We start from the raw sequence: 24628 nt of genomic DNA on the forward strand, positions 1-24628 counted from the left end.
TCCTTTCAGGCGGGGTGGCCGGTGTCCAGATGATCGACCAGGTCGATGGCGGAAACCAGCCGGTCTTCCAGCTCGAAGCGCTCTTCGAGAAGTTCTCCGAGGTGGCTGAGTTCCTGATCCAGCTCCAGCAGGGTATCTTCGTCGGCCTGGGTGTATTTATCGTGGAAGTTCAGCGCTTCATCGGTATTCTGCTTGATGCGCGGATAAATCCGCTCGGCCAGCAGCCGGGCATTACCCTGGGCCGCTTCATAGGCGGTCACCACATAATCATAGATTTCAAAATGACCGGCGGAGACATAATCGATCAGTTGTCCGCAAAACTCTTCCAGCTCGGCCTGGGTCGGCAGCGTCTTGTTGGTGGAAAGACGGATATATTCGACCAGCAGATTCTGGCGGGCATTGATAAAGGCGTCGAGGGCATGATGTTTGCCGGCCAGCTGCGCCTTGGTCTGTTCCATTTTCCTGAGCATGATTCCCTCCGTGAGTCACCTGAGTAGGGGCGGCAATGAATTATAAGTAAAGAAAAGATCCGCGGTGGTCAAGCGTCGAGCGGGCAAGTTGGGCGCTGGCTCGCCATTATCCTGGGTTTCGTTGCGGCCGAATGGCGGTATGCAGTTTTTTCCGATTTCCCCGTCTGATGTTACAATACGGCCAATTTGCCACCTGATCCGGAACGACGGGATGAATACACTCAAGAATGATCGCTATTTACGTGCCCTTTTACGCCAGCCGGTAGACGTTACCCCGGTATGGATGATGCGCCAGGCCGGGCGTTATCTGCCGGAATACAAGGCCACCCGGGCCCAGGCCGGCGACTTCATGTCGTTGTGCAAGAATGCCGAACTGGCCTGCGAGGTAACCCTGCAGCCGCTGCGCCGTTTCCCGCTGGATGCGGCCATCCTGTTCTCCGATATTCTGACCATCCCCGACGCCATGGGCCTGGGGCTCTACTTCGAAGCGGGCGAAGGTCCCAAATTCGAGCGTCCGGTGGCCTCCATGGCCGATGTACGGAAAATCGGCATACCGGATCCGGAAGGGGAGCTGGGCTATGTGATGAATGCGGTGCGCACCATCCGCCGCGAGCTGAAGGGCGAAGTGCCGCTGATCGGTTTTTCCGGCAGCCCCTGGACCCTGGCCACCTATATGGTGGAGGGTGGCAGTTCCAAGGCCTTCACCAAAATCAAGAAGATGATGTATGCCGAGCCCCAGACTCTGCACCTGTTGCTGGACAAGCTGGCCGACAGTGTGACTTCCTACCTGAATGCCCAGGTGGCCGCGGGTGCCCAGTCGCTGATGATCTTCGATACCTGGGGCGGGGTGCTGACGCCGCGCGATTATAACGATTTTTCGCTGCAATACATGGCCAAGATCGTCGATGGCCTGACCCGTGAGCACGAAGGTCGCCGGGTACCGGTGACCCTGTTCACCAAGAACGGCGGCCAGTGGCTGGAAGCGATTGCGGCTACCGGTTGTGATGCGGTCGGCCTGGACTGGACCATCAATATCGCCGACGCCAAGCGGCGGGTGGGCGACAAGGTGGCGTTGCAGGGCAATATGGACCCCTCCATGCTCTACGCCCCCATTCCCCGCATCGAGCAGGAAGTGGCGACCATACTGGAAGGGTTCGGCCAGGGCCCGGGCCACGTGTTCAACCTGGGCCACGGCATCCATCTGGATGTGGAGCCCGAGCACGCCGGCGCCTTTGTCGAGGCGGTGCACCGGCTGTCGCGGCCCTACCATCAGGGCTGAGCTTTACCACCATGGCTGAAACAAAAAAGCGCCCGAGGGCGCTTTTTTTTTGTTGCGGGCGATGGATGCCGTTAGCCGGCGAATTCCCGCTTGTACTGTTCCACCCTGCTCAGGAAAGTGCGGCGCTCGGCACCGCTCAGGCCCTCGGCCATGGGCAGCTTGACCTGCATGGGGTCCACCGGCCTGTTGTTGACGTGGAATTCGTAATGCAGGTGCGGGCCGGTGGAGCGGCCGGTGTTGCCGGACAGGGCGATGCGCTGGCCGCGTTTGACGGTGTCGCCTTCCTTGACCAGGAAACGGCTCAGGTGCAGGAAGCGGGTCGTATACTGGCGGCCGTGGCGGATCACCAGGTAGTTGCCGGCCAGCGGATGGCGGGTGGCCTTGACCACGACACCGTCACCGGGGGCGACCACCGGGGTGCCGATGGGCACGGCAAAGTCGGTGCCATGATGCGGTTGTACCCGGCCGGTGACCGGATGCTTACGGGTCAGGTTGAAGTTGGAGCTGATGCGGGTGTTACGCTCCAGGGGGATGCGTACAAAGCCCCGTTCCAGGCTTTCGCCCTTGGCGTCGTAGAACTTGCCGTCCTCATGGCGGAAGGCGTGGTAGCTCTTGCCCTTGTTGGTGATCTGCACCGCCTGCAGCTCGGACTTGCCGGTGCTCTGGCCATCGACGAATTCCCGCTGTACCAGCACCTTGAAGCTGTCTCCCTGACGCAGATCCCGGGCGAAGTTGAGTTGCCACTGGAACAGGTTGGCTACCCGCTGGATCTGGCTGGGTGACAGCCCCGCATCCCGGGCACTGAGGTAGAAGCTGCCGTTGATCACCCCACCCAGGGTCCGGCTTTCCCAGTTGCTTTCCTCGGTCTGGAGCTGGCTCCGGTAGTTCTCGCCGGAGCGGACAAAGAGGCGGCTGTGCAGCAGATCCTGCTGTATTTTGAATTCCTGCAGCAGGTTGCCTTCATCGATCAGCAAAGAAAGAGTCTGGCCAGGCTTGAGTCCGTCCAGGGCTCTTTCTTTGTCGGCATCGAGCAGTTTGTACATGGTGGCCAGGGGCAGGCCCAGGCCATTGAAGATGGTGCTCAGGGTGTCGCCGCGCTGCACCACATATTCCTGCCACTCGGGTTCGCCGGACGTGATGACCTCGAGGGCATCCACCGGTTCCAGCGGGCCGATTTCGTCGTTGGGCAGGGTATAGAATTCGGTGTTGTTGATTTGCTCCCTGGCCTCTTTAGGCAGGTTCAGGCTGGCGGGGATGCTGATTTTGAGCGGCTGTTCAACCCGTTCGTTGGGTGAGGGCATCATCACCGCCGTGGTCAGGGTCAGGCCGCTCAGGAAGATGATACCGTACAGGTGCCGCTTGGGCAGTTGCATCGGTATTCCCAGCAGTTTGGTTTGTATCGGGCGGAGAGGATTCATCCGGATTACCTGTGCCTGTTGGTTGCTAAACTATGCATACAAAAACCGCTTTATCTATCCAGGCATAGATCCAGGGATAATAAAGCGGTTAACGTTTAATTACTAAAGGGCCCGCAACAGGCGGGCAACCCAAGTTAGTGCATCGTATGATACGAAAGTTCCGCATTATACCGAATTTTATTTCAGATTTTTATCACTCATTGAGTAAACATGCGGCCATGGCCTCTGCCAGCTGCTGCATAAAGGCGAAATAGCCCTGGGGACCGACTACAATATCGGTCGCTAATGGGTCCAGGGTGCCGATCCGCGCCGGGGTATTGCGTACCACGGCCTCGACCACCGCCGGCCGGAACTGGGGTTCGGCAAAGACGCATACGGCCTGCTCATCGCGCAAGGCCTGATGGATACGGCTGACGGTTTGCGCGCCGGGAGCCCGCTCCGGGTTGACGGTAAAATGGCCGCGGGACGGCAACTGGTAGTGATCTTCCCAGTAGCCGTAGGCATCGTGGAACACGAAATAGCCCTTGCCGCGTGCCGGGGCCAGGCGTTTGGCCACGGCGCTGTCGGTTTTTGCCAATTCTGTCCGGAAAATGGCCAGGTTGCGTTGATACAGATCAGCATTGGCCGGATCCAACTGTGCCATGCGCTCGGCCAGCAGGGTGGCGATGCGCTCCCCTTGGTGGGGATCCAGCCAGATATGGGGATCCTTGTCGCCATGATCGTGCTCATGTTCATCATCCTGGTTTCCGATGCTGATTTTACCGGTATGATGCTCGTCCCGATGACCGTGCTCGCCATGGTGGTGGTGATCATGGTTGCCATGGGGCTGGTGGTGGTGACCGCCCTGACCATGGTCGTCGTGATGTTTGTGTTCTGCCGGCTCGATCAGTGCCAGCAGCGCCAGGCTGTTTTCCTTGTCGCCCAGCAGCGAAGTCAGGAAGCCCTCGAGCTCGGGACCGACCCAGACCACCAGATCGGCCTGGTTGATACGGCGTACGTCGGAAGGACGCAGGGCGTAATCGTGGGGCGAGGTGCCGGGCGCCAGCAGCAGATCGGGTTCGCTCACGCCGTCGGTAATGGCACTGGCGATCAATTGCAGGGGTTTGATGGTGGTTAATACTTCCAGGGCGCGGGCCTGGCTGCTCAGCAGCAGGGGCAACGCCAACAACAGTAAGGCTCTCATGGCTCGGGTCCCTATACCTCGGTTATGGTGTTTAGCGAACCGGCAATGTTATAATATTACAAATAACGATGTAAAGGCGCGAAGCGGATGACCAAGCTGGTGGAATTGACGGACGTCGGGCTGGAAGCCGACGGCAATGTGATTCTCGAACGGATTTCTTTGAGCCTGCAAAGCGGCGAAATTCTGACCATTGTCGGCCCCAACGGCGCCGGCAAGAGTTCGCTGATCAAGCTGGTGCTGCAGCTGCGTACCGCCAGTGCCGGGCGGCTGTGGCGCAAGCCTGGCCTGCGCATCGGTTATGTTCCGCAAAAGTTGCACCTGGATCCGGTGCTGCCGCTGACGGTGGCCCGTTTTATGAGCCTGTCCCACGGCCGCCGGCTGACGGTGGCCCAGGCGCTGGCCCGGGTGGGAGCGGAGCGCCTGGCCGAGCGGGCCATGCAGGCGCTGTCCGGCGGCGAAATGCAGCGCATCCTGCTGGCCCGGGCCCTGATGATGGAACCGGAGCTGCTGATCCTGGACGAGCCGGCCCAGGGCGTGGACGTGCACGGCCAGACCGAACTCTATGCCCTGATCAAGCAGCTCAGCGACGAACTGCACTGCGGGGTGCTGATGGTGTCCCACGATCTGCACCTGGTGATGGCCAGCACCCACAGGGTTGTCTGCCTGAACCAGCATATCTGCTGCCATGGCGAGCCGGAGCATGTGGCGCGCCACCCGGAGTTCGCCCGCCTGTTCGGCCGGCCCGAACTGACGCAACTGGCGGTCTATACCCACCACCATGATTGTGACGACGAGCATCACGGGGACGTACGCCATGTGGGATAGTTTTCTGCTCTACGCCCTCCTGGCCGGTTTGGGCATCGCCGTGCTGGCCGGCCCCCTGGGCAGCTTCGTGGTATGGCGGCGCATGGCCTACTTCGGCGATACCCTGGCCCACTCCTCCCTGCTGGGGGTGGCGCTGGGCCTGTTGCTGCACATCGATCTGACCCTGGCGGTGCTGGTGGCCTGCGTGGTGCTGGGGGTGCTGCTGGCGGCCCTGCAGCGGGCCAGCTGGCTGGCCACCGATACCCTGCTCGGCATCCTGGCCCATACCGCCCTGTCCCTCGGCCTGGTGGCCCTGGCCTTTATGGACAATGTGCGGGTCGATCTTATGGCCTACCTGTTCGGCGATCTGCTGGCGATCCAGCCGGTGGATCTGTACTGGATCTACGGCGGCGGCCTGCTGCTGTTGCTGGTATTGCGCCGGTACTGGAGCCAGTTGTTGTCCATTACCGTCAACGAGGAACTGGCGCGGGTGGAAGGGGTCCGGGTCGAGCCGCTCAAGTTGCTGCTGTTGCTGATGATCAGCGTGCTGATCGCGGTGGCGATGAAGTTCGTTGGCGCCTTGATCATCACCTCGTTGCTGATCATCCCGGCCGCCACCGCCCGTCGCTTCAGCCGCACCCCCGAGCAGATGGCGTTCTACGCCATGGGCCTCGGCATGCTGTCGGTGCTGGGGGGGCTGCAGCTGTCCGTCAGCCACGATACCCCCGCCGGCCCTTCCGTGGTGGTGGTGGCCGCCAGCCTGTTCCTGCTGTCCCAATTTTTACCGAAGCGGGGTTAGCCCCGCCCCAGCACCTGGTGCACCCTTGCCCGCAGGGCCGGCAGTTCTTCCTGTTCAAACCAGGGGTTGTCGCGCAGCCAGCGGCGGTTGCGGGGGGAGGGGTGGGGCAGCGGCAGCCGGCTCGGGGCGAATTCCCGCCAATGGCGCACCGTCTCGGTGAGGGTGCGGTAGCGCTTGCCCAGGTAGTAATGCTGGGCGTACTGGCCGATCAGCAGGGTGAGTTCGATGCGGGGCAGGGCGGCCCGTATCCGCTGGTGCCAGGTGGGGGCGCATTCGGGCCGGGGCGGCAGGTCGCCGCTCTTGCCCCGGCCCGGGTAGCAGAAACCCATGGGCATGATGGCGAAGCGCTCGGGGTCGTAGAACTGCTCCCGGCTTACCTCCAGCCATTTACGCAGGGTGTCGCCGGAAGGATCGTTCCAGGGGATGCCGGTCTGGTGCACCCGGGTGCCCGGCGCCTGGCCGATGATGAGGATGCGGGCCTCGGCGCCCAGCTGCACCACGGGCCTGGGCCCCAGGGGCAGGAAGGCTTCGCACAGCCGGCAGGCCCGTATTTCCTGCAGCAGTTGGTCCATGCTCAATACCCCAGATCGAAGTCGACCAGCCCCTCCATCGGCTTGCTTTCGATGTATTTGAGGTAGTTGCGACTGAAGCGGGTCACTATCTGATCCGGGAAGCTGTAACCGGCGTTATGGGGGCTGATCACCACGTTGGGCAGGTCCCACAACGGGCTGTCCGTCGGCAGCGGCTCGATGGCGAATACGTCCAGCACGGCGGCGCCGATACGGCCGTTGCGCAGCGCCTGTACCAGGGCGGTTTCATCCACCGCATCGCCCCGGCCCACGTTGAAGAAGATGGCGCCCGGCTTGATATGAGAGAGCCGCTCGGCATTGAACAGAGCGCGGGTTTCGGGGGTGGAGGGCAGTACACTCAACACCACGTCGGCCCTGGGCAATACCTTGTTCAGGGCCTGCACCTGGTAGGTGCGATCGAAGCCCGGTGCCTCCCGGCCGGCACGGCTGATGCCGAGCACTTCCATGCCGAAATGGCGGGCGGTGGCGGCGACATGCTGACCTATGCTGCCGGTACCCAGGATCAGCATGGTCTTGCCGTGGATGCTCTGGTAGGGAATGGGCTGCCAGTTGTGGTGGCGCTGCTGCTCCCGGTAGTGGCGCAGGTGGCGGCTGATGGACAACAGGTGGCCGAAGACGTATTCGCTGATCAAGGGGCCGAAGATGCCGCGGATATTGGTCAGCAGGTAGTCCTGGCGGCTGCCGGGGCCGAGTAGCAGGTCGACGCCGGCGTAGGTGGACTGGGCCCATTTCAGCGCCCGTGCATCCCTGAGCCTGGCCTTGATGCGGGCAGGCTCGCCCAACAGGATATCCGCGCGGGTCAGGGCGGCCTGGATGTCGGTTTCTTCTCTGGGGGCGAGTATGGTCAGTCCGGGCAAGTAGGCCTGCTTTAACAGGGCATGGTATTCGGCGTTATCCTGACTGAGCAGTAACAGGGTATGATTGGCCATACCTTCTCTCCTCAATATGCTTTTTGTGCCAGCTTTTTATGAGACAATGGCACAAGCAAAAACTTATACCAGTGTTTCCCGCATAAAGTGTGAGCCTTGGCCGCAAACGGTCAGATTGGCAGCAATGCGGCAAGCCCAACCACAAGGAACTGCCCGTGTTCGGTGACAAATTTTATAAGAAACTCAACAAACTGATGCCCTGGCAGCAAACGGTGTTCGCCCTGGCCCTGGCCGAGCGGATGTATCCCAACTACCGCCTGTTCAGCGAGACTTCCGGCTTCGGCAGCGGCGAGCGTTTCCGCCATACCCTGGATGTGCTCTGGACCTATCTTACCGTCAAGGGCTCCCGGGTGGACTTGTCCGCCGAGCTGGAAGCCTTCGAGGTCTTTATCCCGGACCCGGCCAAGTTCGACTCCTACGGCGCCTATCCGGCCCTGGACGCCTGCGTGGCCCTGGGAGCGGCCTACAACTCGGTGATCTGCCGTATCGGCGAAGAAGCGATGGAGGCCAGCAACGCCTCCCTGGGGGCGGTGGCCGGTTTTGCCGAGCTGCTGGCGGAGCGGGAGCTCGGCGACGAAGAGCTGTACGAGCACGAGCTGATGGAAGTGGAAATGGAGTTTCAGGTGGAGCTGCTAGAGCAGGTGGCGCAACCCCGGGAAGCCGAGGCCATCCTGGCCATCCGCGACTTCGCCGCCCAGGGCGGGGTGTCCAATATCGGCATCAGCCTGCAGGATTAATATTTTTCTTCCTGGATCAGGCTGCCCACCTGCAGCAGCGGCGCCACGTCCAGATCGTTGGCGTTCATCATCGAGGAGATGCGCTGTACCGACGACAGCAGCAGGTTCTGCTCCCAGGCCGCCAGCGCCTGAAACTGCTGGATAAAGCTTTCCTGCAGCGGGCGGGGCGCGGTCTTGAGCTTGGTTTTGCCCTCCTCGGTCAGCACCGCATGCACCTTGCGCTTGTCGGTCTGGCTGCGCTCCCGGCGCACCAACTGCTTCTGCTCCAGCCGGTCGATGATGGTGGTGGCGGTGGCCTGGCTCATGTTGGTGGCCTGGGCCAGCTTGCGCATGGTGATGTCGCCGTGCTCGTTGATCGCCTGCATCAGTAGCAACTGCGGGCCGGTCAGGCCGGAGACCTTGCTGAGCTGCCGGGAGTGGAGGTCGATGGCGCGGATGATCTGGCGCAGCGCCACCAGCACTTCTTCATGTTTTTCCAAGGTCTTCCTGCCGATGGGGCTTGCGGGATGTGCGCGCACCATAGCGCAAAACGACAGCAGGGAAAAGACCCGTTGAACCCAAAGGGAACTTTCGCGGGCGGCGACTGGGACTGGCCGGCAATTGTATGTACAATTGCAACCAGCGCAGGAGGCTATGTGACCCAATCAACCCCCCTTTACCAGCAGATCAAGCAGCATATCCTGGCCCGTATCCAGTCCGGGGAATATCCGTTGCACCAGCAGATCCCGCCCGAGCAGGAGCTGGCCGGGCAGTTCGGCGTCAGCCGGATGACGGCCCACAAGGCCATTCGCGATCTGGTACAGGAAGGCTATCTGATGCGCCGGGCCGGGCTCGGCACCTTCGTTACCGAGCCCAAGGCCGAGTCGCCGCTGGCGGACATCAACAATATCGCCGACGAAGTGCGCCTGCGCGGCCACCAATACGGCAACCGGGTGCTGCTGCTGGAAAGCATCCGCGCCGACGAGGAAGTGGCCCTGCAGATGGGCATGCGGCTCAACGCCCGGGTGTTTCATTCGGTGATGGTGCACCTGGAAAACCAGCTGCCTATCCAGGTGGAGGAACGTTTCGTCAACCCGGCGTTGGCGCCCGATTACCTGAGCTGCGACTTCGGCCAGATGACCCCCAATGCCTACCTGGTACAGCACTGCCCGCTGTCGGATCTGGAGCATATCGTGGAAGCTCGGCTGGCACCGGCCCAGGTGTGCGACTGGCTGCAGATAGGGCCGGAAGAGCCCTGCCTGCTGGTGACCCGACGCACCTGGTCACTGCACCAGCTGGTGAGTTTTGCCCGGTTGTGGCATCCGGGAGACAAGTACAAGCTGCGCTCGACCCTGAAGCTGGACTGAGCGCCGTCCCGGCGTATTAGGGTTGCGGGTAGGGGTAGGGGTAGGAGTAGGGGCCGGAATCACAATACTTCCCGCTTCCCGCTTCCCGCTTCCCGCTTCCCGCCTGGGTCAGCGCCACTGGGTCAGTTGCAGATCCAGGCTGTTCTTGCCGTCGGTGACCTGGATGTCCAGTTCCTGCAGGGTGGCGAAGAGATCGATGCTGCGGCTGCAGAGTTCGGCCAGCCGGGCCGGCTGGGGATCGGCCAGGTGGTAGATTTCGAGCCGCGGCAACTGCCCCAGCTCTATCTGATGCTTGCTCCACCATTCCAGGGCGGAGCGCCCGCCATAGCTGTACACCACCACCTTCTCGGCCTTGGACAGGGCCTGCTTGATGCGCTTGACGCTGGGCTCGCCCAGCTCCACCCACAGCAGGATGCGGCCGTCCGGCGCTTTTTGCCATAGCTCCGGCTCGTCGTCGGTGCTGAGTCCCTTGGTAAAGCTCAGATCCTCGTCGGCGTGGCGCATAAAGGCCAGCAGCCGCACCATCAGCCGGGTTTCGGTTTCCGACGGATGGCGGGCCACGGTCAGGCTGTGTTCCTGGTAGTAGTGGCGGTGCAGATCGCTGATATTCAGCCGCACCTTGTGCAGGGTGGCGGTCAGGGCCATGAAAAGATCTCGTTAACAAAAACGCCATCTTAACGGCAAGCCGGGGCGGTATCCAGCCCGACGCGCCCCGGGCGTCGTCGGGCCGGGCCTGGCTCAGGGCGCTATCAGCATGGCGACCGGGATGGCCAGCAGCAGGCTGAGGAAGGCGCGGATAAACCATACCAGCACCAGGGTCCCCACCCTGAGCGGGATGCGGGTCGCCAGTATGCAGGGAATCGAGGCCGAGAAGAACAGCACCGACGACACGCACACCACGCCGGCGGCGAAGCGGGCCACGAAGTCGGCTTCGGCCATCAGCAGCGCCGGCAGGAACATCTCCGCCAGCCCCGAGGCGGTGGCCTTCGCAAGCAGCATGCCGTCATCCAGGCCCCACAGCCAGGTCACCGGGTAGAACAGGTAGCCCAGCCAGTCGAACACCGGGGTGTATTTGGCCACCAGCAGGCCGATCAGCCCCACCGACATGATGGACGGCAGTATGCTGATGGTCATCACCAGGCCGTCCTTGAAGTTGTCGATCACGTTGCGGCCGAGGGAGGGCGCCTGCTCGGCCACCTCCATCCCGTTCTGCCAGGCGGTGGCCAGGCGGTTGCCGGGCTCGCCTTCCGGCTCCCGGTGTTCGGCGCTGTTGTCCATGCGGGAGAGGGGCGGCAGCCGCACCGTGATGGCGGTGACGATAAAGGTGATCAGCAGGGTCAGCCAGAAGTACTGGTTCCAGATCTCCATCAGCCCCAGGGTCTTGGCCACGATGATCATGAAGGTGGCGGAGACGGTGGAGAAGCCGGTGGCGATGATGGCCGCTTCCCGCGCCGAGTAGTGGCCCGCGCTGTACACCCGGTTGGTGATCAGCAGGCCGATGGAATAGCTGCCCACGAAGGAGGCCACCGCATCGATGGCCGAACGGCCCGGGGTGCGCCAGATGGGCTGCATCAGCTTCTGCACCAGGATGCCGATGGCCTCGAGCAGGCCGTAACCGACCAGAAAGGCCAGGAATACCGAGCCGATGGGCACGATCAGCCCCACCGAGATCACCAGCTTGTTGAACAGGAAGGGCAGCATGTCCGGCGCCTGCAGCGCCGCCGGGCCCAGGCCGGTGAGCGCCATCAGGCCCGCTACCACCCCCAGCCATTTCAGCACCAGGAAGACGCCGTCGGTCGGGCTCTGTTTCCAGCGGCCGGTGACCAGCGGATAAAGGGCCCCCGCCACTATCATCCCCATGGCGTACCAGCCGGCGCCGGTTTCGCCCAGGGCGGCGCGCAGCCAGCCCACCATATGATCCAGCGGTATGCTGGTCTTGCCCTGCAGACTGATGGGGATAAAGAAAATAAAGATGCCGATGGTGCTCAGGCCCAGCAGCCGGCCGATGGCCTTGCCCTGGGGCCGGGATTGTTCCGTAACCTGGTGCATGAGGAGACCTCCTTGTGAGTGACGATTAATGTATATACAAAAATACGCCTAATGTTAATAGATTGTCTATTTTTTATGTGATACAGATCGATAAATCCGGGTTTTTTATCGGATGATACTTGCCAAAGGGCGGATGAAGGTTTAAATGTATATACAAATAGCGATTCAAGGAGCCAACCATGCCACAGTCAGCCCACCGCCTCTGGGTCAATGCCACCCTGTTCGACGGCCTCGACGCCGCCGCCGAGCCCATGGCGGTGGCGGTTAAGGATGGCCGCATCGCCTGGCTGAAGCCCATGAGCGCGCTGAGCGGGGCCGACCGTGCCGGGTTCGAGCTTATCGATGCCGAAGGCCGGCTGCTGACCCCGGGGCTGGTGGACTGCCATACCCACCTGGTGTACGGCGGCAACCGGGCCGGGGAATTCGAGGCCCGGCTCGAAGGCAAGAGCTATGAAGAAATAGCCCGCGCCGGCGGCGGCATCCTCAGCACGGTGCGGGCCACCCGCGCCGCCTCGGAGGAGGAGCTGTTCGCCGCCGCCCGCCCGCGCCTCGAGGCGCTGATGGCGGACGGGGTGACCACGGTCGAGATCAAGTCCGGCTACGGCCTGGATGTGGACAACGAACTCAAGATGCTGCGGGTGGCGCGCCGCCTGGGGCGGGAGCTCAAGGTGCGGGTGGTCACCACCCTGCTGGGCGCCCACGCCCTGCCGCCGGAATATAAAGACGATGCCGACGGCTATATCGAGCTGGTGTGCCGGCGGATGATCCCGGCCGCCGCTGCCGAAGGGCTGGCCGACGCGGTGGACGTGTTCTGCGAGCACATCGCCTTTTCGGTCGCCCAGTGCGAGCGGGTCTATGCCGCCGCCAAGGCCCATGGCCTGGCCATCAAGGGCCATACCGAGCAGCTGTCCAACCTGGGCGGCAGCGCCGCCGCCGCCCGCGCCGGGGCGCTGTCGGTGGATCATGTGGAATACCTGGACGAGGCGGGGGTAAAGGCCCTGGCCGAGGCCGGCACCGTCGCCACCCTGTTGCCCGGCGCCTTCTACATGCTGCGCGAAACCACGGTGCCGCCCATAGCGCTGCTGCGTCGCCACGGCGTGCCCATGGCCCTGGCCACCGACGCCAATCCGGGCACCTCGCCCATCTTCAGCCTGAGGCTGATGCTGAACATGGCCTGCACCCTGTTCCGTCTGACCCCGGTGGAGGCCCTGCGCGGCGTTACCGCCCAGGGCGCCCGGGCCCTGGGACTGCCGCACGAGTGTGGCCGCATCGCCCCGGGGATGGCGGCGGATCTGTGCCTGTGGGAGACCGACAATTACGCCGAGCTGGCCTATAGCCTGGGCCTGCCCCGGCTCGTTCAACGCATCGTAGCGGGAGAGCCTGCATGAAGACTGACATGACCCCCTGGACCGGCCGGGTCGATCCCGAGCCCGACACCTATCGCTGGCACCAGCAGGTGCAGCCGCTGGAGCAGGCCCGGGAACCGGGCGCCGTGCTGATCGGCTTTGGCTGTGACGAAGGGGTGCGCCGTAACCAGGGCCGCGTCGGCGCCGCCAAGGGCCCGGCGGCCATGCGCAGGATGCTGGGCAGCCTGGCCTGGCACCAGGGCACGGCCGTGTTCGACGCCGGCGACGTGGTCTGCCAGGGCGAGGATCTGGAAGGGGCCCACCAGGCCCTGTCCGCCCGGGTGAGCGAGGCGCTGGATCTGGGCCATTTCCCCATCGTGATGGGCGGCGGCCACGAGGTGGCCTTCGGCTCCTGGTCTGGGTTGGCCGGGCATCTGGCGCCGCGCGAGCAGCGCCCGCGCATCGGCATCATCAACTTCGACGCCCACTTCGATCTGCGCGACCCCAGCTTCGTGGTGTCGTCCGGCACGCCTTTTGCCCAGATCGCCGAGGCGAGCGCGCAGCGGGGCTGGCCCTTCCAGTATGCCTGCCTGGGGGTGAGCCGGGCCGCCAACACCCAGAACCTGTTCCGGCGCGCCGAGCAGCTCGGGGTGCTGGTATGGGAAGACAGGGCCATGACGGCGGCGACCCTGCCCCGGCTGCAGCAGGAGGTGGCGGACTTTATCGGTCGCTGCGACCACCTCTACCTGACCATCGACATCGATGTGTTCCCCGCCGCCCAGGCGCCCGGCGTGAGTGCGCCGGCGGCCCGGGGGGTAGGGCTGGATTTGATTGAACCCGTAATTGAACAGATCAAGGCCAGTGGCAAGCTCCGGCTCGCCGATTTGGCCGAGCTCAACCCCGAGTATGACGTGGATGGCCACACGGCCAGGCTGGCGGCTCGGTTGATTCATACTTTGACACTGTAAAGAGGGAAACCCACATGTCACAACAAAACGATCGTCACGCCCCCGGCCGTGTTATCAAGGCGCCCACCGGCGTCAATAAAGTCTGCAAAAGCTGGCTGACCGAAGCCGCCTACCGCATGCTGCACAACAACCTGCACCCGGATGTGGCCGAGCGCCCCGAGGATCTGGTGGTGTACGGCGGCATCGGCCGCGCCGCCCGCAACTGGCCCTGCTTCGACCGCATCGTCGACGTGCTCAAGCGGCTGGAAGACGACGAGACCCTGCTGATCCAGTCCGGCAAGCCGGTGGGCGTGTTCAAGACCCACGCCGACGCGCCGCGGGTGCTGCTGGCCAACTCCAATCTGGTGCCGGCCTGGGCCAACTGGGAGCACTTCAACGAGCTGGATAAGAAAGGCCTGATGATGTACGGCCAGATGACCGCCGGCTCCTGGATCTACATCGGCTCCCAGGGCATAGTCCAGGGTACCTACGAGACCTTCGTCGAGGCCGGTCGCCAGCATTATGACGGCAGCCTCAAGGGCCGCTGGATCCTCACCGCCGGCCTGGGCGGCATGGGCGGCGCCCAGCCCCTGGCGGCGACCCTGGCCGGCGCCTGCTCGCTCAACATCGAGTGCCAGCAGGCCAGCATCGACTTCCGCCTGCGCACCCGCTACCTGGACGAACAGGCCGAGAGCCTGGATGACGCCCTGGCCCGTATCGAGCGTTACACCGCCGAGGGCAAGGCGATTTCCATCGGCCTGTGCGCCAATGCCGCCGACGTGCTGCCCGAACTGGTCAGGCGCGGCGTCAAGCCCGACATGGTCACCGACCAGACCAGCGCCCACGACCCGCTGCATGGCTACCTGCCCCAGGGCTGGAGCTGGGAAGAGTACGTGGTGCGTGGCAAGACCCAGCCCGAGGCCACCGTCAAGGCGGCCAAGCAGTCCATGGCGGTACACGTGCAGGCCATGCTCGACTTCCAGCAGATGGGCGTGCCCACCTTCGACTACGGCAACAACATCCGCCAGATGGCGCTGGAAGAGGGGGTCAAGAATGCCTTCGACTTCCCCGGCTTCGTCCCGGCCTATATCCGTCCGCTGTTCTGCCAGGGCATAGGTCCCTTCCGCTGGGTGGCGCTGTCCGGCGATCCGGAGGACATCTACAAGACCGACGCCAAGGTGAAGGAGCTGATCCCCGACAACCCGCACCTGCACAACTGGCTGGACATGGCGCGCGAGCGCATCAGCTTCCAGGGCCTGCCCGCCCGTATCTGCTGGGTCGGCCTGAAAGACCGTGCCCGCCTGGGCCTGGCCTTCAACGAGATGGTCAAAAACGGTGAACTGAAGGCGCCCATCGTGATCGGCCGTGATCACCTGGACTCCGGCTCCGTCGCCAGCCCCAACCGGGAAACCGAGGCGATGATGGACGGCTCCGACGCCGTCAGTGACTGGCCGCTGCTGAACGCCCTGCTCAATACCGCCGGTGGCGCCACCTGGGTGTCCCTGCACCACGGCGGCGGGGTCGGCATGGGTTTCAGCCAGCACTCGGGCGTGGTGATCGTGGCCGACGGTACCGACGCCGCCGCCGCGCGCCTGGGCCGGGTGCTGCGTAACGACCCGGGCACCGGCGTGATGCGCCACGCCGACGCGGGTTATGATATCGCCATCGACTGCGCCCGTGACAACGGCCTGGATCTGCCCATGGTAAACAAGGACTAATTTATGAGCACTCTGACTATCAACCCCGGAAAAATGACCCTGGCGCAGATGCGCCAGGCCTATGAGCTGCCGGTCAAGCTGAGCCTGGATCCGAGCACCCATGGCGCCATTCAGGCCTCGGTCGACTGCGTCAACCGCATGGTGGCGGAAGACCGTACCGTATACGGCATCAACACCGGGTTCGGGCTGCTGGCCAACACCCGCATCAAACCGGAAGATCTGGAAACCCTGCAGCGCTCCCTGGTGCTGTCCCACGCCACCGGCCTGGGTGAGCTTATCAGCGACGAGCTGGTGCGGCTGATCATGGTGCTCAAGATCAACAGCCTGGCCCGCGGCTACTCCGGCATCCGCCTGCAGGTGCTGGAGGCGCTGATGGCGCTGGTCAACCACGGCGTTTACCCCTGCATTCCCGGCAAGGGCTCGGTGGGCGCCTCCGGCGACCTGGCGCCCCTGGCGCACATGAGCTGCGTGCTGCTGGGCGAGGGCCAGGCCCGTTATCAAGGGGAAGTTATCAGCGCCGGCCAGGCGCTGGAGATCGCCGGCCTCGAGCCCATGGGCCTGGCGCCCAAGGAAGGACTGGCGCTGCTGAACGGCACCCAGGTGTCCACCGCCTTCGCCCTGCGCGGCCTGTTCGAGGCGGAAGACCTGTTCGCCAGCGCCGTGGTGGTGGGCGGCTTGACGGTGGAAGCCACCTTGAGCTCCCGTCGCCCCTTCGATGCCCGCATCCATGAGGTGCGCGGTCAGCAAGGCCAGATCGACGCCGCCGCCGCCTACCGCCATGTGCTGGGCGAGCAGAGCGACATCAGCAAGACCCATGTCAACTGTGCCAAGGTGCAGGATCCCTACTCCCTGCGCTGCCAGCCCCAGGTGATGGGTGCCTGTCTGACCCAGCTGCGCCAGGCCGCCGAGGTGCTGCTGATCGAGGGCAATGCGGTGTCCGACAATCCGCTGGTGTTCGCCGAGGACAACGACGTCATCTCCGGCGGCAACTTCCACGCCGAGCCGGTGGCCATGGCGGCGGACAACATCGCCCTGGCGATTGCCGAAATCGGCTCCTTAAGCGAGCGGCGGGTGTCGCTGATGATGGATACCCATATGTCCGGCCTGCCGCCCTTCCTGGTGGAAAACGGCGGCGTCAACTCCGGCTTTATGATAGCCCAGGTCACGGCCGCGGCACTGGCGTCCGACAACAAGGCGCTGGCCCACCCGCACTCGGTGGACTCGCTGCCCACCTCCGCCAACCAGGAAGACCACGTCTCCATGGCCCCCAACGGCGGCCGCCGGCTGTGGCCCATGGTGGAAAACAGCCGGGGCGTGCTGGCCATCGAATGGCTGGCGGCCTGCCAGGGCCTGGACTTCCGCGGTGGCCTCAAGACCACGGCCCCGCTGGAGCTGGCCCGCCAGACCCTGCGGGAGCAGGTGAGCTACTACGACAAGGACCGCTTCTTCGCCCCCGATATCGAGCAGGCCGACGCCCTGCTCAAGGCGGGCAGCCTGAGCCGCCTGGTCCTGCCGGACCTGCTGCCCAGTCACTGAGCACGACTCCGCTTGCGGGGAATTTGACAGGGCTGCCTCGGCAGCCCTGTTTTTTTATCCAGGGCTTTCGTGCTAGACTCGCGCACCTTGTCAGCCGGGGAGGGCGGTCGATGGCGGATTTCAGAACCCATATCCAGGTGGCTACCGTGGCCAGCGGCCTGCTGGCCGGTGCCATGGTATGGGCCCAGCAACTGACCCTGGCGGAGGGGGTGCTGCTGTGGCTGGCGGGCACCCTGGGCGGCATACTGCCGGATATCGACGCCGACAGCTCCCGCTCCATCCGCATTATTTTCCGGTTGTTCGGTGTGCTGGGAGCCCTGCTGGCGCTGCTCTATGGCCAGGAGCGGCTGCCGCTCACCTATACCCTGGTGCTGGGCGCCGTTGCTTACGGCGCCATTCGCTATCCCCTGTGCTGGGCCTTCGCCCGTTTTACCGTGCACCGGGGCATACTGCATTCGCTGCTGGCCAACGGCGTGTTCGCCCTGGTCGCGGTGGTGACATGTCACCGGTTGTTTGGCGCTGCTCCGGCGCTGGCCTGGGAGACCGGGGTCTTTGTATTTATCGGCGCCTTTATCCACCTGCTGCTGGACGAGCTGTACAGCATCGATCTGGAAGGGCGGCGTATCAAAAAGTCCTTCGGCACCGCACTGAAGATCACCGAGTGGCGTGCCCCGCTGCCCAATCTGCTGCTGCTGTCCCTGCTGGCGGGCTGCTGGTGGCTGGCACCGAGTGCCCCCTCCTGGACCCTGGTGTTGCAGCGGCTATTGCCGCTTTCCCACATCTGATAAGATAGCGCCGCTGGCAAGCCCTGCCGCCTCCGAACACAAGTACAATAACCACAGGGGCGACTTCCAGTACAGGTTCAACATTCCACACACAGGACACAAGTGATGAGTCTTGCAGACAAGGTATTGGCCGTTAACAACGACCTCCCGATCCGTACCAAGCAACCGGTGCACAGTGGCAAGGTGCGCTCCGTCTACTGGCTGACCGAAGAAGACAGCCGCCGCCTGATCCGGGAAAAAGGCTACAACGTGGCCGCCGATGCGCCCCTGGCCATCATGGTGATCAGCGATCGCATCTCCGCCTTCGACTGCATCTGGCACGGGGAGGGCGGCCTGAACGGGGTGCCCGGCAAGGGGGCCGCGCTCAATGCCATTTCCAACCACTGGTTCAAGCTGTTCCGCGAGCAGGGCCTGGCCGACAGCCATATCCTCGACATTCCCCATCCCTTCGTGTGGATAGTGCAGAAGGCCACCCCGGTGAAGATAGAAGCCATTTGCCGGCAGTACATCACCGGCTCCATGTGGCGTAGCTACGCCAAGGGCGAACGGGAATTCTGCGGTATCCGCCTGCCGGATGGCCTGCAAAAGGACCAGAAGCTGCCCGAGCTGCTGATGACCCCCTCCACCAAGGGCATCCTCAAGGGTATTCCCGGAGTGCCGGAGGCGGACGATGTCAACATCACCCGCCGGAATATCGAGGACAACTTCGCCGCCTTCAACTTCAAGCGCCGCGAGGATATCGACCGGTACGAGCGGCTGCTGAGGGAAGGCTTCGAAGTGATAAGCAAGGAGCTGGCCAAGCTCGACCAGATCTTCGTGGATACCAAGTTCGAGTTCGGCTATGTCGCCGACGCGGCGGGCAACGAGAAGCTGATCTACATGGACGAGGTGGGCACTCCCGACTCGTCCCGCATCTGGGACGGCCCCGCCTACCGGGAAGGGCGCATCGTGGAGAATTCCAAGGAGGACTTCCGCCAGGTGCTGCTCAACCACTTCCCGGACTCGGATATCCTGCTCAACAAGGATCGCATGCCCGAGCGCGAGGCCCTGGCCCGGGACAACGCCCTGCCGGCCGAGGTGCTGATGGACGTGTCCCGCACCTATGTGGGCATCGCCGAGAAGATCACCGGCCAGGCACTGGCGCTGTCCGACAATCCCAAGGCGGATATCATCGCCATACTGCGCGACCAGTACGGCCTGGTGGATTAACTTTTAAGCTCTGGAATCTGTCTCTGGGCATCGGCCCAAACGATAAAAACCCGGGAAATCCCGGGTTTTTTGTGGTTGGCGGTAAACACCGGCTCAGCGGGTGCCGAACACCACTATGGTTTTGCCGTGGGCGGAGATCAGGTTCTGCTCTTCCAGCATCTTCAGGATGCGGCCCACGGTTTCCCGGGAGCAGCCCACGATCTGGCCGATTTCCTGGCGGGTGATCTTGATCTGCATGCCGTCCGGGTGGGTCATGGCGTCCGGCTGGCGGGCCAGGTTCAGCAGGGTTTCGGCGATGCGGCCGGTCACGTCGAGGAAGGCCAGGTCGCCCACCTTCTGGCTGGTGCTCTGCAGCCGCTTGGCCATCTGCCCCGACAGCCGCACCAGGATTTCCGGATTCACCTGGATCAACTGGCGGAACTTCTTGTAGGAGATCTCGGCCACTTCACAGGGGGTCTTGGCCCGCACCCAGGCGGTGCGCACCGGGTTTTCGGTTTCCTCGAACAGACCCAGCTCGCCCATGAAGTCGCCCTGGTTCAGGTAGGACAGGATCATTTCCTTGCCGTCCTCGTCCTTGATCAGCACAGCGACCGAGCCTTTCACTATGTAGTAGAGGGTTTCGGCTTTCTCTCCCGCATGGATCAATGAGCTTTTTGCCGGATATTTATGAATATGGCAATGTGACAAAAACCATTCCAGGGTAGGGTCACTTTGGGACTTGCCAATAACCATGAACTTTCCTCTTGATTGACTCGGGCGGAACGCCTGGCAAGCAGGCTGCCTTGCCTTGCTCCGTAGATAGTCCGTTAGCATAAAAGGCTTGTGACCCGCCATCAAGAGCCTTGGGGTTTTTATCCCGCTCGTCGGCACCCGGCCGATAGGATAAGATGCGGTTTTTTTCAATGGGAGCAGTTATGAAAGCCAATGTCCGCTGGTTGGAAGGAATGTGTTTCGAGGGCATGTCCGAGTCCGGGCACCGGATAGTGCTGGACGGCACCAACCCGGGGCAGGGGCCCAGCCCGATGGAAGCGGTGCTGCTGGGTGCCGGTGGCTGCAGTGCCATCGATGTGGTGTCCATCCTGGAGAAGGGGCGCCAGCAGGTGACCGGTTGCGAGGTGGAGCTGGACGCGGACAGGGCCGAAAATCCGCCCCGGGTCTTTACCCGTATCCGGCTGCATTTCGTGGTGACCGGCCAGGCGCTGCCCGAGAAGCAGGTGGCCCGGGCGGTGGAACTGTCCATGGAGAAATACTGCTCGGTGATGAAAATGCTGGAAAAGGCGGTGGAAGTATCCCATTCCTTCGAGATCCGCCCAGCCTGACGGTGGTTGCGGGCCTGTAACGGGCCCGTTGCGCCGATTCGTGCCGTCCCCTGATCCACATCAATAAACGGAATACCTATAAAGTAGTAAATTAGCGGCGATCAATGGAGTCATATAACGCTGTTTAACTAGGGTAAACCGCTGTATTGCAGGAGAGGGAAGCAGGATGAGAACGACCATAATCATAGCAGCAGTAGGGCTGGCCCTGACCAGCCAGGTAGCCTGGGGCGTTGCGCCTCGTAACGAGCCGGTGCAACCGATTCCGGCGGTGGCGGTAACGGAGCCGGCCAAGGTGGAGCTGGGCAAAAAACTGTTCTTCGATCCCCGGCTGTCCAAGTCCGGCTTTATTTCCTGCAATTCCTGTCACAACCTGTCGATGGGCGGCACCGACAACCTCAAGAGCTCCATCGGCCACAACTGGCAGCAGGGCCCGATCAACTCGCCGACGGTGCTCAACTCCAGTCTGAACCTGGCCCAGTTCTGGGACGGGCGCGCCGCGGATCTGAAAGAACAGGCCGGCGGCCCCATTGCCAACCCGGGCGAAATGGCCTTCACCCACGAGCTGGCGATAGGGGTGCTGCAGTCTATCCCCGGCTATGTGGCCGAGTTCGAGGCGGTGTTCGGTCAGGAGGTACTGGACATCGACATGGTCACCGACGCCATCGCCGCCTTCGAGGAGACCCTGGTCACGCCCCATTCGCCCTTCGACCAGTGGCTGCTGGGAGACGACGACGCCCTCAACGCCCAGGCCCTGGCCGGTTACCAGCTGTTCAAGCAGAGCGGCTGCGTGGCCTGCCACAATGGCCCCAACCTGGGCGGAACTTCCTTCCAGCGGATGGGCGTGGTGGAACCCTATCAGTCCACCGCCGACACCATAGGGCGGGCGGCGGTCACCGGCAAGGATGCGGATCGCTTTGCGTTCAAGGTGCCGACCCTGCGCAACGTGGAGTTGACTTACCCCTATTTCCACGACGGCGAAGCCGCCACCCTGGAAGAGGCGGTGGACATCATGGGCCGGCTGCAACTGGGGCGGGTCTATTCCGATGAAGAAATCGGCCAGATTGTGGCCTTCCTGAAATCGCTCACCGGCGAGCAGCCGCGCTTCGAACTGCCAATACTGCCGCCCTCGTCCAACGACACCCCGGCACCGGCACCCTTCGGTTAAGGGGGGATACCGCCCTCACCCGAGGCCCGGCACCGCCGGGCCTGTTTGCGTTTAGCGGATCTTGCCGGTTTCCAGCAGTTGTTCGATCAGCGGCCGCAGGATCAGCTCCATGGCGAAGCCCATCTTGCCGCCGGGCACTACTATGGTGTTGCGGCGGGACATGAAGGAGCCGTCGATCATCGCCAGCAGGTAAGGGAAGTCCACGTTCTTGATGCCGCGAAAGCGGATCACCATCATGCTTTCGTCCAGGGTGGGGATGATTTTGGCGCTGAAAGGGTTGGAGGTGTCCACCGTCGGCACCCGCTGGAAGTTGATGTGGGTGCGGGAGAACTGGGGCGTGATGTAGTTGATGTAGTCTTCCATCGAACGGACGATGGAGTCGGTGACCGCTTCCCGGGAGTGGCCGCGCTCGGCGGTATCGCGAATAAGCTTCTGGATCCACTCCAGGTTGACGATGGGTACCATGCCCACCAGCAGGTCCACGTGCTGGGCCACATTCTGATCCTCGGTGACCACGCCGCCGTGCAGCCCTTCATAAAACAGCAGGTTGGTGTCTTCCGGCAGTTGCTGCCAGGGGGTGAAGGTGCCCGGCATCTGGTTGAAGGGCACCGCCTCGTCGAAGGTGTGCAGGTAGCGGCGGAACTGGCCGGTGCCGGTGTCGCCATACTCCTTGAAGAATTGTTCCAGCAGTTCGAAATCGTTGGCTTCGGGGCCGAAATAGCTGATGTGGCGACCCTGCTCCCGGGCGCGGCGGATGGCCACATCCATTTCCGGCCGGGTGTAACGGTGGAAGCTGTCGCCCTCGAGCACGGCCGCCTTGACCCCGAGCTGGGCGAACATGGACTGGAATACATCGGTGGACGTTGAGGTGCCGGCACCCGAGGAGCCGGTAACCGCAATAATGGGGTGCTTGGCAGACATAACGGAACCTGAAATTGATTAAACTGTGAATGTTTATACGCAGAGGCCCGGGGGCAGGTCAAGGTCTGTGATGAAACTGGGCCGCCGGTACTATGTTGACGCTGTCGTGCAGCTCGCTGTAGACGATGACCGCATCACCACACTTAAGTTGTTGTTTAACCTGAATAACTTTTTCTTTGAGCGAGATGTCCTGCTCACCGTATTCGGTGCCTTCCTGCAATACAAAATGCTCGATCAGACTGTCGAGGGTCTCTTCGGCCAGTTCGTTGAAGGGAATAATCATGCTTGCTCCTGATAGGGGGGCCAGTGTTCCGCCAGCCAGTCGGGCACCCGTTGCTCCAGCCAGTAACGGGGTCGCCAGGGCCGGCCATGGATAAAACCGACATGACCGCCGCTGCGGCTCAGTTCATAGGTCACCGCCGGTGGCAGGTGGCTGGCGTCGGGGATGACCGCCTCGTTCATAAAGGGATCGTCGGCGGCGTGGATCACCAGGGTGGGCGTACCTATGGCCGCCAGTTTATAGAGACCGGAGCAGCGCCGGTAATAATCCTCGGCATCGTCGAAACCGTGCAAGGGAGCGGTTACGACGTCGTCGAACTCGCGCAGGCTGCGGATGGCCGCCAGGTTGCCCTGCCACTGGTGGCGGGGGTGGCGACTCAGCCGCTGCTGCCAGTTGTGCTTCATCCGCCCCAGCAGGTAATGCTGGTAGAGGCGGGAAAAGCCCCGGTTGATGCGTTCGGCGCAGGCCGACAGCAGCAGGGGCGCGGAGATCACCGCGGCGGCGCAAAGCGGATTACGCGGCTGGGCCGCCAGGTAGTTGACCAGCATGTTGCCGCCGAGGGAATAGCCGATGGCCGCCATGGGGCGCTCGGGATAGCGCTGGCGCAACCGTTCCAGCACATAGTGGGGATCTTCGATGGCCCCCGAGTGGTAGGCCCGCAGATAGCGGTTGGGCTCACCGCTGCAGCCGCGAAAGTGCATCAAGACCGCTTGCCAGCCGCGTTGCTGCAAGGCCGCCATCATGCCCCTGGCGTAATGGGATTCGACACATCCTTCCAGGCCGTGGAACAGCACCACCAGCGGGCGCCGGTCGTCCTGCCGGGGCAGGGCCCAGGCCAGGTCGACAAAGTCGCCGTCCGGCAGCTCCAGCCGTTCGCGACGGTAATCGATGCGCACAGGGTGAAGATACTTGGCCAGTATGGTCTGCACATGGGGGTTGCGTGCCCACCAGGGAGAGGTGAATCGGCTGGGGTGGATCATAATTTCCTGTTATTGCTCCGGGTTGGCCGGGTGAGCCGGGACATAGTCCATCGCGACAAAGCCATAGACCGATAAAATACTGGGCGCTGTGCATAAAATCGAGTAAAACAATGTTCTTCTTTATTGTTATCTGCTGCGGACATCATGGATCTTGCCCTGCTCGGCCCCGTGGCCGGTTTTGCCCTGGCCACCTGCGGTACGCCCGGCCCCAACAACATGCTGCTGACCAGCTCCGGTACCCGTTTCGGCTACCGGCCCACGCTGAAACTGCTGCTGGGCATCATGCTCGGCCTGCAAAGCCTGATGCTGCTCACCGCCCTGGGGCTGGGCCAGCTGTTCATGTTGTGGCCGGTACTGCAATGGGGCCTCAAGATTGCCGGCAGTCTCTACCTGCTTTGGCTGGCTTTCAAGATTGGCAGTGCGCCGCCCCCCGGGCAAGGGGAGGGCGAGCGTGGCATGCGCTGGCATCAGGGCGCCCTGTTCCAGTTTCTCAATCCCAAGTCCTGGCTGATGGCGATTTCGGCGATCAGCGGCTTTACCCTGGCCGGTGAACAGTACTGGTCGTCGGCGGTGCTGGTGTTGGCGGTCTTTCTGTTTTTCGGGGTAGTCACCGGCCATGTCTGGGCCCTGTTCGGCATGCATGTGCGCCGCTGGCTGCATACGGCCGGAGATTGGCGGCGTTTTAACCTGTTGATGGCGATATTGACCGCAGCCAGTGTACTGATGATTTGGCGCTGAGCCGGTTTTTGCGCTTAATCATTAGAGTTTGCGGCCAAAGGGTGTAGAATCTGGGCGTTTTTTGTCCCCCTAGACCAAGG

General features: G+C 63.0%; 26 protein-coding genes. 14 read left to right on the plus strand and 12 right to left on the minus strand.

Annotation, left to right across the window (positions count from 1 at the left end):
- Positions 1-5 precede the first annotated feature (5 nt).
- Complete coding sequence (rsd, locus tag JKV55_RS01225; protein WP_202081922.1) at positions 6-470, minus strand: sigma D regulator; 465 nt, start codon at positions 468-470, stop codon at positions 6-8.
- 211 nt (positions 471-681) lie between these two features.
- Between rsd and hemE the strand changes: the two genes are divergently transcribed.
- On the plus strand, positions 682-1749 hold the full coding sequence (gene hemE, locus JKV55_RS01230) for a uroporphyrinogen decarboxylase (protein WP_202081923.1): 1068 nt from the start codon (positions 682-684) through the stop codon (positions 1747-1749).
- Positions 1750-1820: 71 nt separating this feature from the next.
- Here hemE and mepM read toward each other — a convergent pair whose 3' ends face one another.
- Positions 1821-3167: a murein DD-endopeptidase MepM gene (gene mepM / locus JKV55_RS01235; protein WP_202081924.1), complete on the minus strand. Its 1347-nt coding sequence runs from the start codon at positions 3165-3167 to the stop codon at positions 1821-1823.
- A gap of 193 nt (positions 3168-3360) precedes the next feature.
- Positions 3361-4350, minus strand: a complete 990-nt coding sequence (znuA, locus tag JKV55_RS01240; protein ID WP_202081925.1) for a zinc ABC transporter substrate-binding protein ZnuA — start codon at positions 4348-4350, stop codon at positions 3361-3363.
- Between the two features lie 87 nt (positions 4351-4437).
- Between znuA and znuC the strand changes: the two genes are divergently transcribed.
- Complete coding sequence (znuC, locus tag JKV55_RS01245; protein WP_202081926.1) at positions 4438-5175, plus strand: zinc ABC transporter ATP-binding protein ZnuC; 738 nt, start codon at positions 4438-4440, stop codon at positions 5173-5175.
- Positions 5165-5953, plus strand: a complete 789-nt coding sequence (gene znuB / locus JKV55_RS01250; protein WP_202081927.1) for a zinc ABC transporter permease subunit ZnuB — start codon at positions 5165-5167, stop codon at positions 5951-5953. The genes znuC and znuB overlap by 11 nt, the downstream gene beginning before the upstream one ends.
- Here the strand turns inward: znuB and JKV55_RS01255 are convergent.
- A complete protein-coding gene (locus tag JKV55_RS01255) occupies positions 5950-6525 on the minus strand; it encodes a uracil-DNA glycosylase family protein (protein ID WP_202081928.1) in 576 nt (191 codons plus the stop codon). The genes znuB and JKV55_RS01255 overlap by 4 nt on opposite strands.
- Before the next feature lie 2 nt (positions 6526-6527).
- Positions 6528-7472, minus strand: a complete 945-nt coding sequence (locus tag JKV55_RS01260; RefSeq protein WP_202081929.1) for a D-2-hydroxyacid dehydrogenase — start codon at positions 7470-7472, stop codon at positions 6528-6530.
- A 155-nt stretch (positions 7473-7627) separates the two neighbouring features.
- Here JKV55_RS01260 and JKV55_RS01265 point away from each other — a divergent pair, with 155 nt between their 5' ends.
- Positions 7628-8209: a YjaG family protein gene (locus JKV55_RS01265; RefSeq protein ID WP_202081930.1), complete on the plus strand. Its 582-nt coding sequence runs from the start codon at positions 7628-7630 to the stop codon at positions 8207-8209.
- Here JKV55_RS01265 and JKV55_RS01270 read toward each other — a convergent pair.
- Positions 8206-8688, minus strand: coding sequence for a MarR family winged helix-turn-helix transcriptional regulator (locus JKV55_RS01270; RefSeq protein WP_202081931.1), 483 nt, complete (start codon positions 8686-8688; stop codon positions 8206-8208). The two genes, JKV55_RS01265 and JKV55_RS01270, sit on opposite strands and share 4 nt — an antisense overlap.
- 156 nt (positions 8689-8844) lie before the next feature.
- Between JKV55_RS01270 and hutC the strand changes: the two genes are divergently transcribed.
- On the plus strand, positions 8845-9555 hold the full coding sequence (gene hutC / locus JKV55_RS01275; protein ID WP_369409606.1) for a histidine utilization transcriptional repressor HutC: 711 nt from the start codon (positions 8845-8847) through the stop codon (positions 9553-9555).
- A gap of 108 nt (positions 9556-9663) precedes the next feature.
- On the opposite strand, the gene JKV55_RS01280 is transcribed toward hutC, so the two are convergent.
- Together JKV55_RS01280 and JKV55_RS01285 are read right to left on the minus strand one after the other, a co-directional pair.
- Entirely contained in the window at positions 9664-10200 is a 537-nt protein-coding gene (locus JKV55_RS01280) for a YaeQ family protein (protein ID WP_202081933.1), read from the minus strand.
- Between the two features lie 93 nt (positions 10201-10293).
- Positions 10294-11604: a YjiH family protein gene (locus JKV55_RS01285; RefSeq protein ID WP_202081934.1), complete on the minus strand. Its 1311-nt coding sequence runs from the start codon at positions 11602-11604 to the stop codon at positions 10294-10296.
- A 179-nt stretch (positions 11605-11783) separates the two neighbouring features.
- On the opposite strand from JKV55_RS01285, the gene hutI reads away from it, so the two are divergent.
- The 6 genes from hutI (at position 11784) to JKV55_RS01315 (ending at position 19145) form a co-directional block, all read left to right on the plus strand.
- Positions 11784-12992, plus strand: coding sequence for an imidazolonepropionase (gene hutI / locus JKV55_RS01290; RefSeq protein ID WP_202081935.1), 1209 nt, complete (start codon positions 11784-11786; stop codon positions 12990-12992).
- Positions 12989-13918 carry a formimidoylglutamase gene (gene hutG, locus JKV55_RS01295; RefSeq protein WP_202081936.1) on the plus strand — a complete coding sequence of 310 codons (930 nt, stop codon included), beginning with the start codon at positions 12989-12991 and terminating at the stop codon, positions 13916-13918. The genes hutI and hutG overlap by 4 nt, the downstream gene beginning before the upstream one ends.
- A 14-nt stretch (positions 13919-13932) precedes the next feature.
- Positions 13933-15615: a urocanate hydratase gene (gene hutU, locus JKV55_RS01300; protein ID WP_202081937.1), complete on the plus strand. Its 1683-nt coding sequence runs from the start codon at positions 13933-13935 to the stop codon at positions 15613-15615.
- A 3-nt stretch (positions 15616-15618) separates the two neighbouring features.
- Positions 15619-17151: a histidine ammonia-lyase gene (hutH, locus tag JKV55_RS01305; RefSeq protein WP_202081938.1), complete on the plus strand. Its 1533-nt coding sequence runs from the start codon at positions 15619-15621 to the stop codon at positions 17149-17151.
- Between the two features lie 110 nt (positions 17152-17261).
- Entirely contained in the window at positions 17262-17936 is a 675-nt protein-coding gene (locus JKV55_RS01310) for a metal-dependent hydrolase (protein ID WP_202081939.1), read from the plus strand.
- Between the two features lie 105 nt (positions 17937-18041).
- Complete coding sequence (locus JKV55_RS01315; protein WP_202081940.1) at positions 18042-19145, plus strand: phosphoribosylaminoimidazolesuccinocarboxamide synthase; 1104 nt, start codon at positions 18042-18044, stop codon at positions 19143-19145.
- 93 nt (positions 19146-19238) lie between these two features.
- On the opposite strand, the gene crp is transcribed toward JKV55_RS01315, so the two are convergent.
- Positions 19239-19877: a cAMP-activated global transcriptional regulator CRP gene (gene crp, locus JKV55_RS01320; RefSeq protein WP_202081941.1), complete on the minus strand. Its 639-nt coding sequence runs from the start codon at positions 19875-19877 to the stop codon at positions 19239-19241.
- A 182-nt stretch (positions 19878-20059) separates the two neighbouring features.
- Between crp and JKV55_RS01325 the strand changes: the two genes are divergently transcribed.
- Together JKV55_RS01325 and JKV55_RS01330 are read left to right on the plus strand one after the other, a co-directional pair.
- Entirely contained in the window at positions 20060-20464 is a 405-nt protein-coding gene (locus JKV55_RS01325; RefSeq protein ID WP_202081942.1) for an OsmC family protein, read from the plus strand.
- 166 nt (positions 20465-20630) lie between these two features.
- On the plus strand, positions 20631-21629 hold the full coding sequence (locus JKV55_RS01330) for a cytochrome-c peroxidase (RefSeq protein WP_202081943.1): 999 nt from the start codon (positions 20631-20633) through the stop codon (positions 21627-21629).
- A gap of 51 nt (positions 21630-21680) precedes the next feature.
- Here the strand turns inward: JKV55_RS01330 and JKV55_RS01335 are convergent, their stop codons facing one another.
- From JKV55_RS01335 to JKV55_RS01345, 3 genes are read right to left on the minus strand one after another with little or no spacing between them, the layout of a single operon-like run.
- Positions 21681-22550 carry a phosphoribulokinase gene (locus JKV55_RS01335; protein ID WP_202081944.1) on the minus strand — a complete coding sequence of 290 codons (870 nt, stop codon included), beginning with the start codon at positions 22548-22550 and terminating at the stop codon, positions 21681-21683.
- Between the two features lie 58 nt (positions 22551-22608).
- Entirely contained in the window at positions 22609-22833 is a 225-nt protein-coding gene (locus JKV55_RS01340) for a YheU family protein (protein WP_202081945.1), read from the minus strand.
- The gene (locus JKV55_RS01345) at positions 22830-23810 is read right to left on the minus strand and encodes a hydrolase (RefSeq protein ID WP_202081946.1); all 981 of its coding nucleotides are present in this window, start codon (positions 23808-23810) and stop codon (positions 22830-22832) included. The genes JKV55_RS01340 and JKV55_RS01345 overlap by 4 nt, the downstream gene beginning before the upstream one ends.
- Positions 23811-23954: 144 nt before the next feature.
- On the opposite strand from JKV55_RS01345, the gene JKV55_RS01350 reads away from it, so the two are divergent.
- Entirely contained in the window at positions 23955-24548 is a 594-nt protein-coding gene (locus JKV55_RS01350) for a LysE family translocator (RefSeq protein WP_202081947.1), read from the plus strand.
- The last annotated feature ends 80 nt before the right edge of the window (positions 24549-24628 follow it).

Origin of the sequence: Zobellella iuensis, from assembly GCF_016746085.1 — a bacterium.
GTDB classification, from domain to species: Bacteria; Pseudomonadota; Gammaproteobacteria; order Enterobacterales; family Aeromonadaceae; genus Oceanimonas; species Oceanimonas iuensis.

What these genes read in the sequence shown, in the direction of transcription:
- crp (WP_202081941.1), bottom strand. Translation starts at nt 19,877, where the DNA reads ATGGTTATTGGCAAGTCCCAAAGTGACCCTACCCTGGAATGGTTTTTG.
- JKV55_RS01255 (WP_202081928.1), bottom strand. Translation starts at nt 6,525, where the DNA reads ATGGACCAACTGCTGCAGGAAATACGGGCCTGCCGGCTGTGCGAAGCC.
- mepM (WP_202081924.1), bottom strand. Translation starts at nt 3,167, where the DNA reads ATGAATCCTCTCCGCCCGATACAAACCAAACTGCTGGGAATACCGATG.
- hutH (WP_202081938.1), top strand. Translation starts at nt 15,619, where the DNA reads ATGAGCACTCTGACTATCAACCCCGGAAAAATGACCCTGGCGCAGATG.
- hutG (WP_202081936.1), top strand. Translation starts at nt 12,989, where the DNA reads ATGAAGACTGACATGACCCCCTGGACCGGCCGGGTCGATCCCGAGCCC.
- znuB (WP_202081927.1), top strand. Translation starts at nt 5,165, where the DNA reads ATGTGGGATAGTTTTCTGCTCTACGCCCTCCTGGCCGGTTTGGGCATC.
- JKV55_RS01310 (WP_202081939.1), top strand. Translation starts at nt 17,262, where the DNA reads ATGGCGGATTTCAGAACCCATATCCAGGTGGCTACCGTGGCCAGCGGC.
- JKV55_RS01325 (WP_202081942.1), top strand. Translation starts at nt 20,060, where the DNA reads ATGAAAGCCAATGTCCGCTGGTTGGAAGGAATGTGTTTCGAGGGCATG.
- rsd (WP_202081922.1), bottom strand. Translation starts at nt 470, where the DNA reads ATGCTCAGGAAAATGGAACAGACCAAGGCGCAGCTGGCCGGCAAACAT.
- hutI (WP_202081935.1), top strand. Translation starts at nt 11,784, where the DNA reads ATGCCACAGTCAGCCCACCGCCTCTGGGTCAATGCCACCCTGTTCGAC.
- JKV55_RS01350 (WP_202081947.1), top strand. Translation starts at nt 23,955, where the DNA reads ATGGATCTTGCCCTGCTCGGCCCCGTGGCCGGTTTTGCCCTGGCCACC.
- znuA (WP_202081925.1), bottom strand. Translation starts at nt 4,350, where the DNA reads ATGAGAGCCTTACTGTTGTTGGCGTTGCCCCTGCTGCTGAGCAGCCAG.
- znuC (WP_202081926.1), top strand. Translation starts at nt 4,438, where the DNA reads ATGACCAAGCTGGTGGAATTGACGGACGTCGGGCTGGAAGCCGACGGC.
- JKV55_RS01285 (WP_202081934.1), bottom strand. Translation starts at nt 11,604, where the DNA reads ATGCACCAGGTTACGGAACAATCCCGGCCCCAGGGCAAGGCCATCGGC.
- hemE (WP_202081923.1), top strand. Translation starts at nt 682, where the DNA reads ATGAATACACTCAAGAATGATCGCTATTTACGTGCCCTTTTACGCCAG.
- JKV55_RS01260 (WP_202081929.1), bottom strand. Translation starts at nt 7,472, where the DNA reads ATGGCCAATCATACCCTGTTACTGCTCAGTCAGGATAACGCCGAATAC.
- JKV55_RS01335 (WP_202081944.1), bottom strand. Translation starts at nt 22,550, where the DNA reads ATGTCTGCCAAGCACCCCATTATTGCGGTTACCGGCTCCTCGGGTGCC.
- JKV55_RS01315 (WP_202081940.1), top strand. Translation starts at nt 18,042, where the DNA reads ATGAGTCTTGCAGACAAGGTATTGGCCGTTAACAACGACCTCCCGATC.
- JKV55_RS01330 (WP_202081943.1), top strand. Translation starts at nt 20,631, where the DNA reads ATGAGAACGACCATAATCATAGCAGCAGTAGGGCTGGCCCTGACCAGC.
- JKV55_RS01280 (WP_202081933.1), bottom strand. Translation starts at nt 10,200, where the DNA reads ATGGCCCTGACCGCCACCCTGCACAAGGTGCGGCTGAATATCAGCGAT.
- JKV55_RS01340 (WP_202081945.1), bottom strand. Translation starts at nt 22,833, where the DNA reads ATGATTATTCCCTTCAACGAACTGGCCGAAGAGACCCTCGACAGTCTG.
- hutU (WP_202081937.1), top strand. Translation starts at nt 13,933, where the DNA reads ATGTCACAACAAAACGATCGTCACGCCCCCGGCCGTGTTATCAAGGCG.
- JKV55_RS01345 (WP_202081946.1), bottom strand. Translation starts at nt 23,810, where the DNA reads ATGATCCACCCCAGCCGATTCACCTCTCCCTGGTGGGCACGCAACCCC.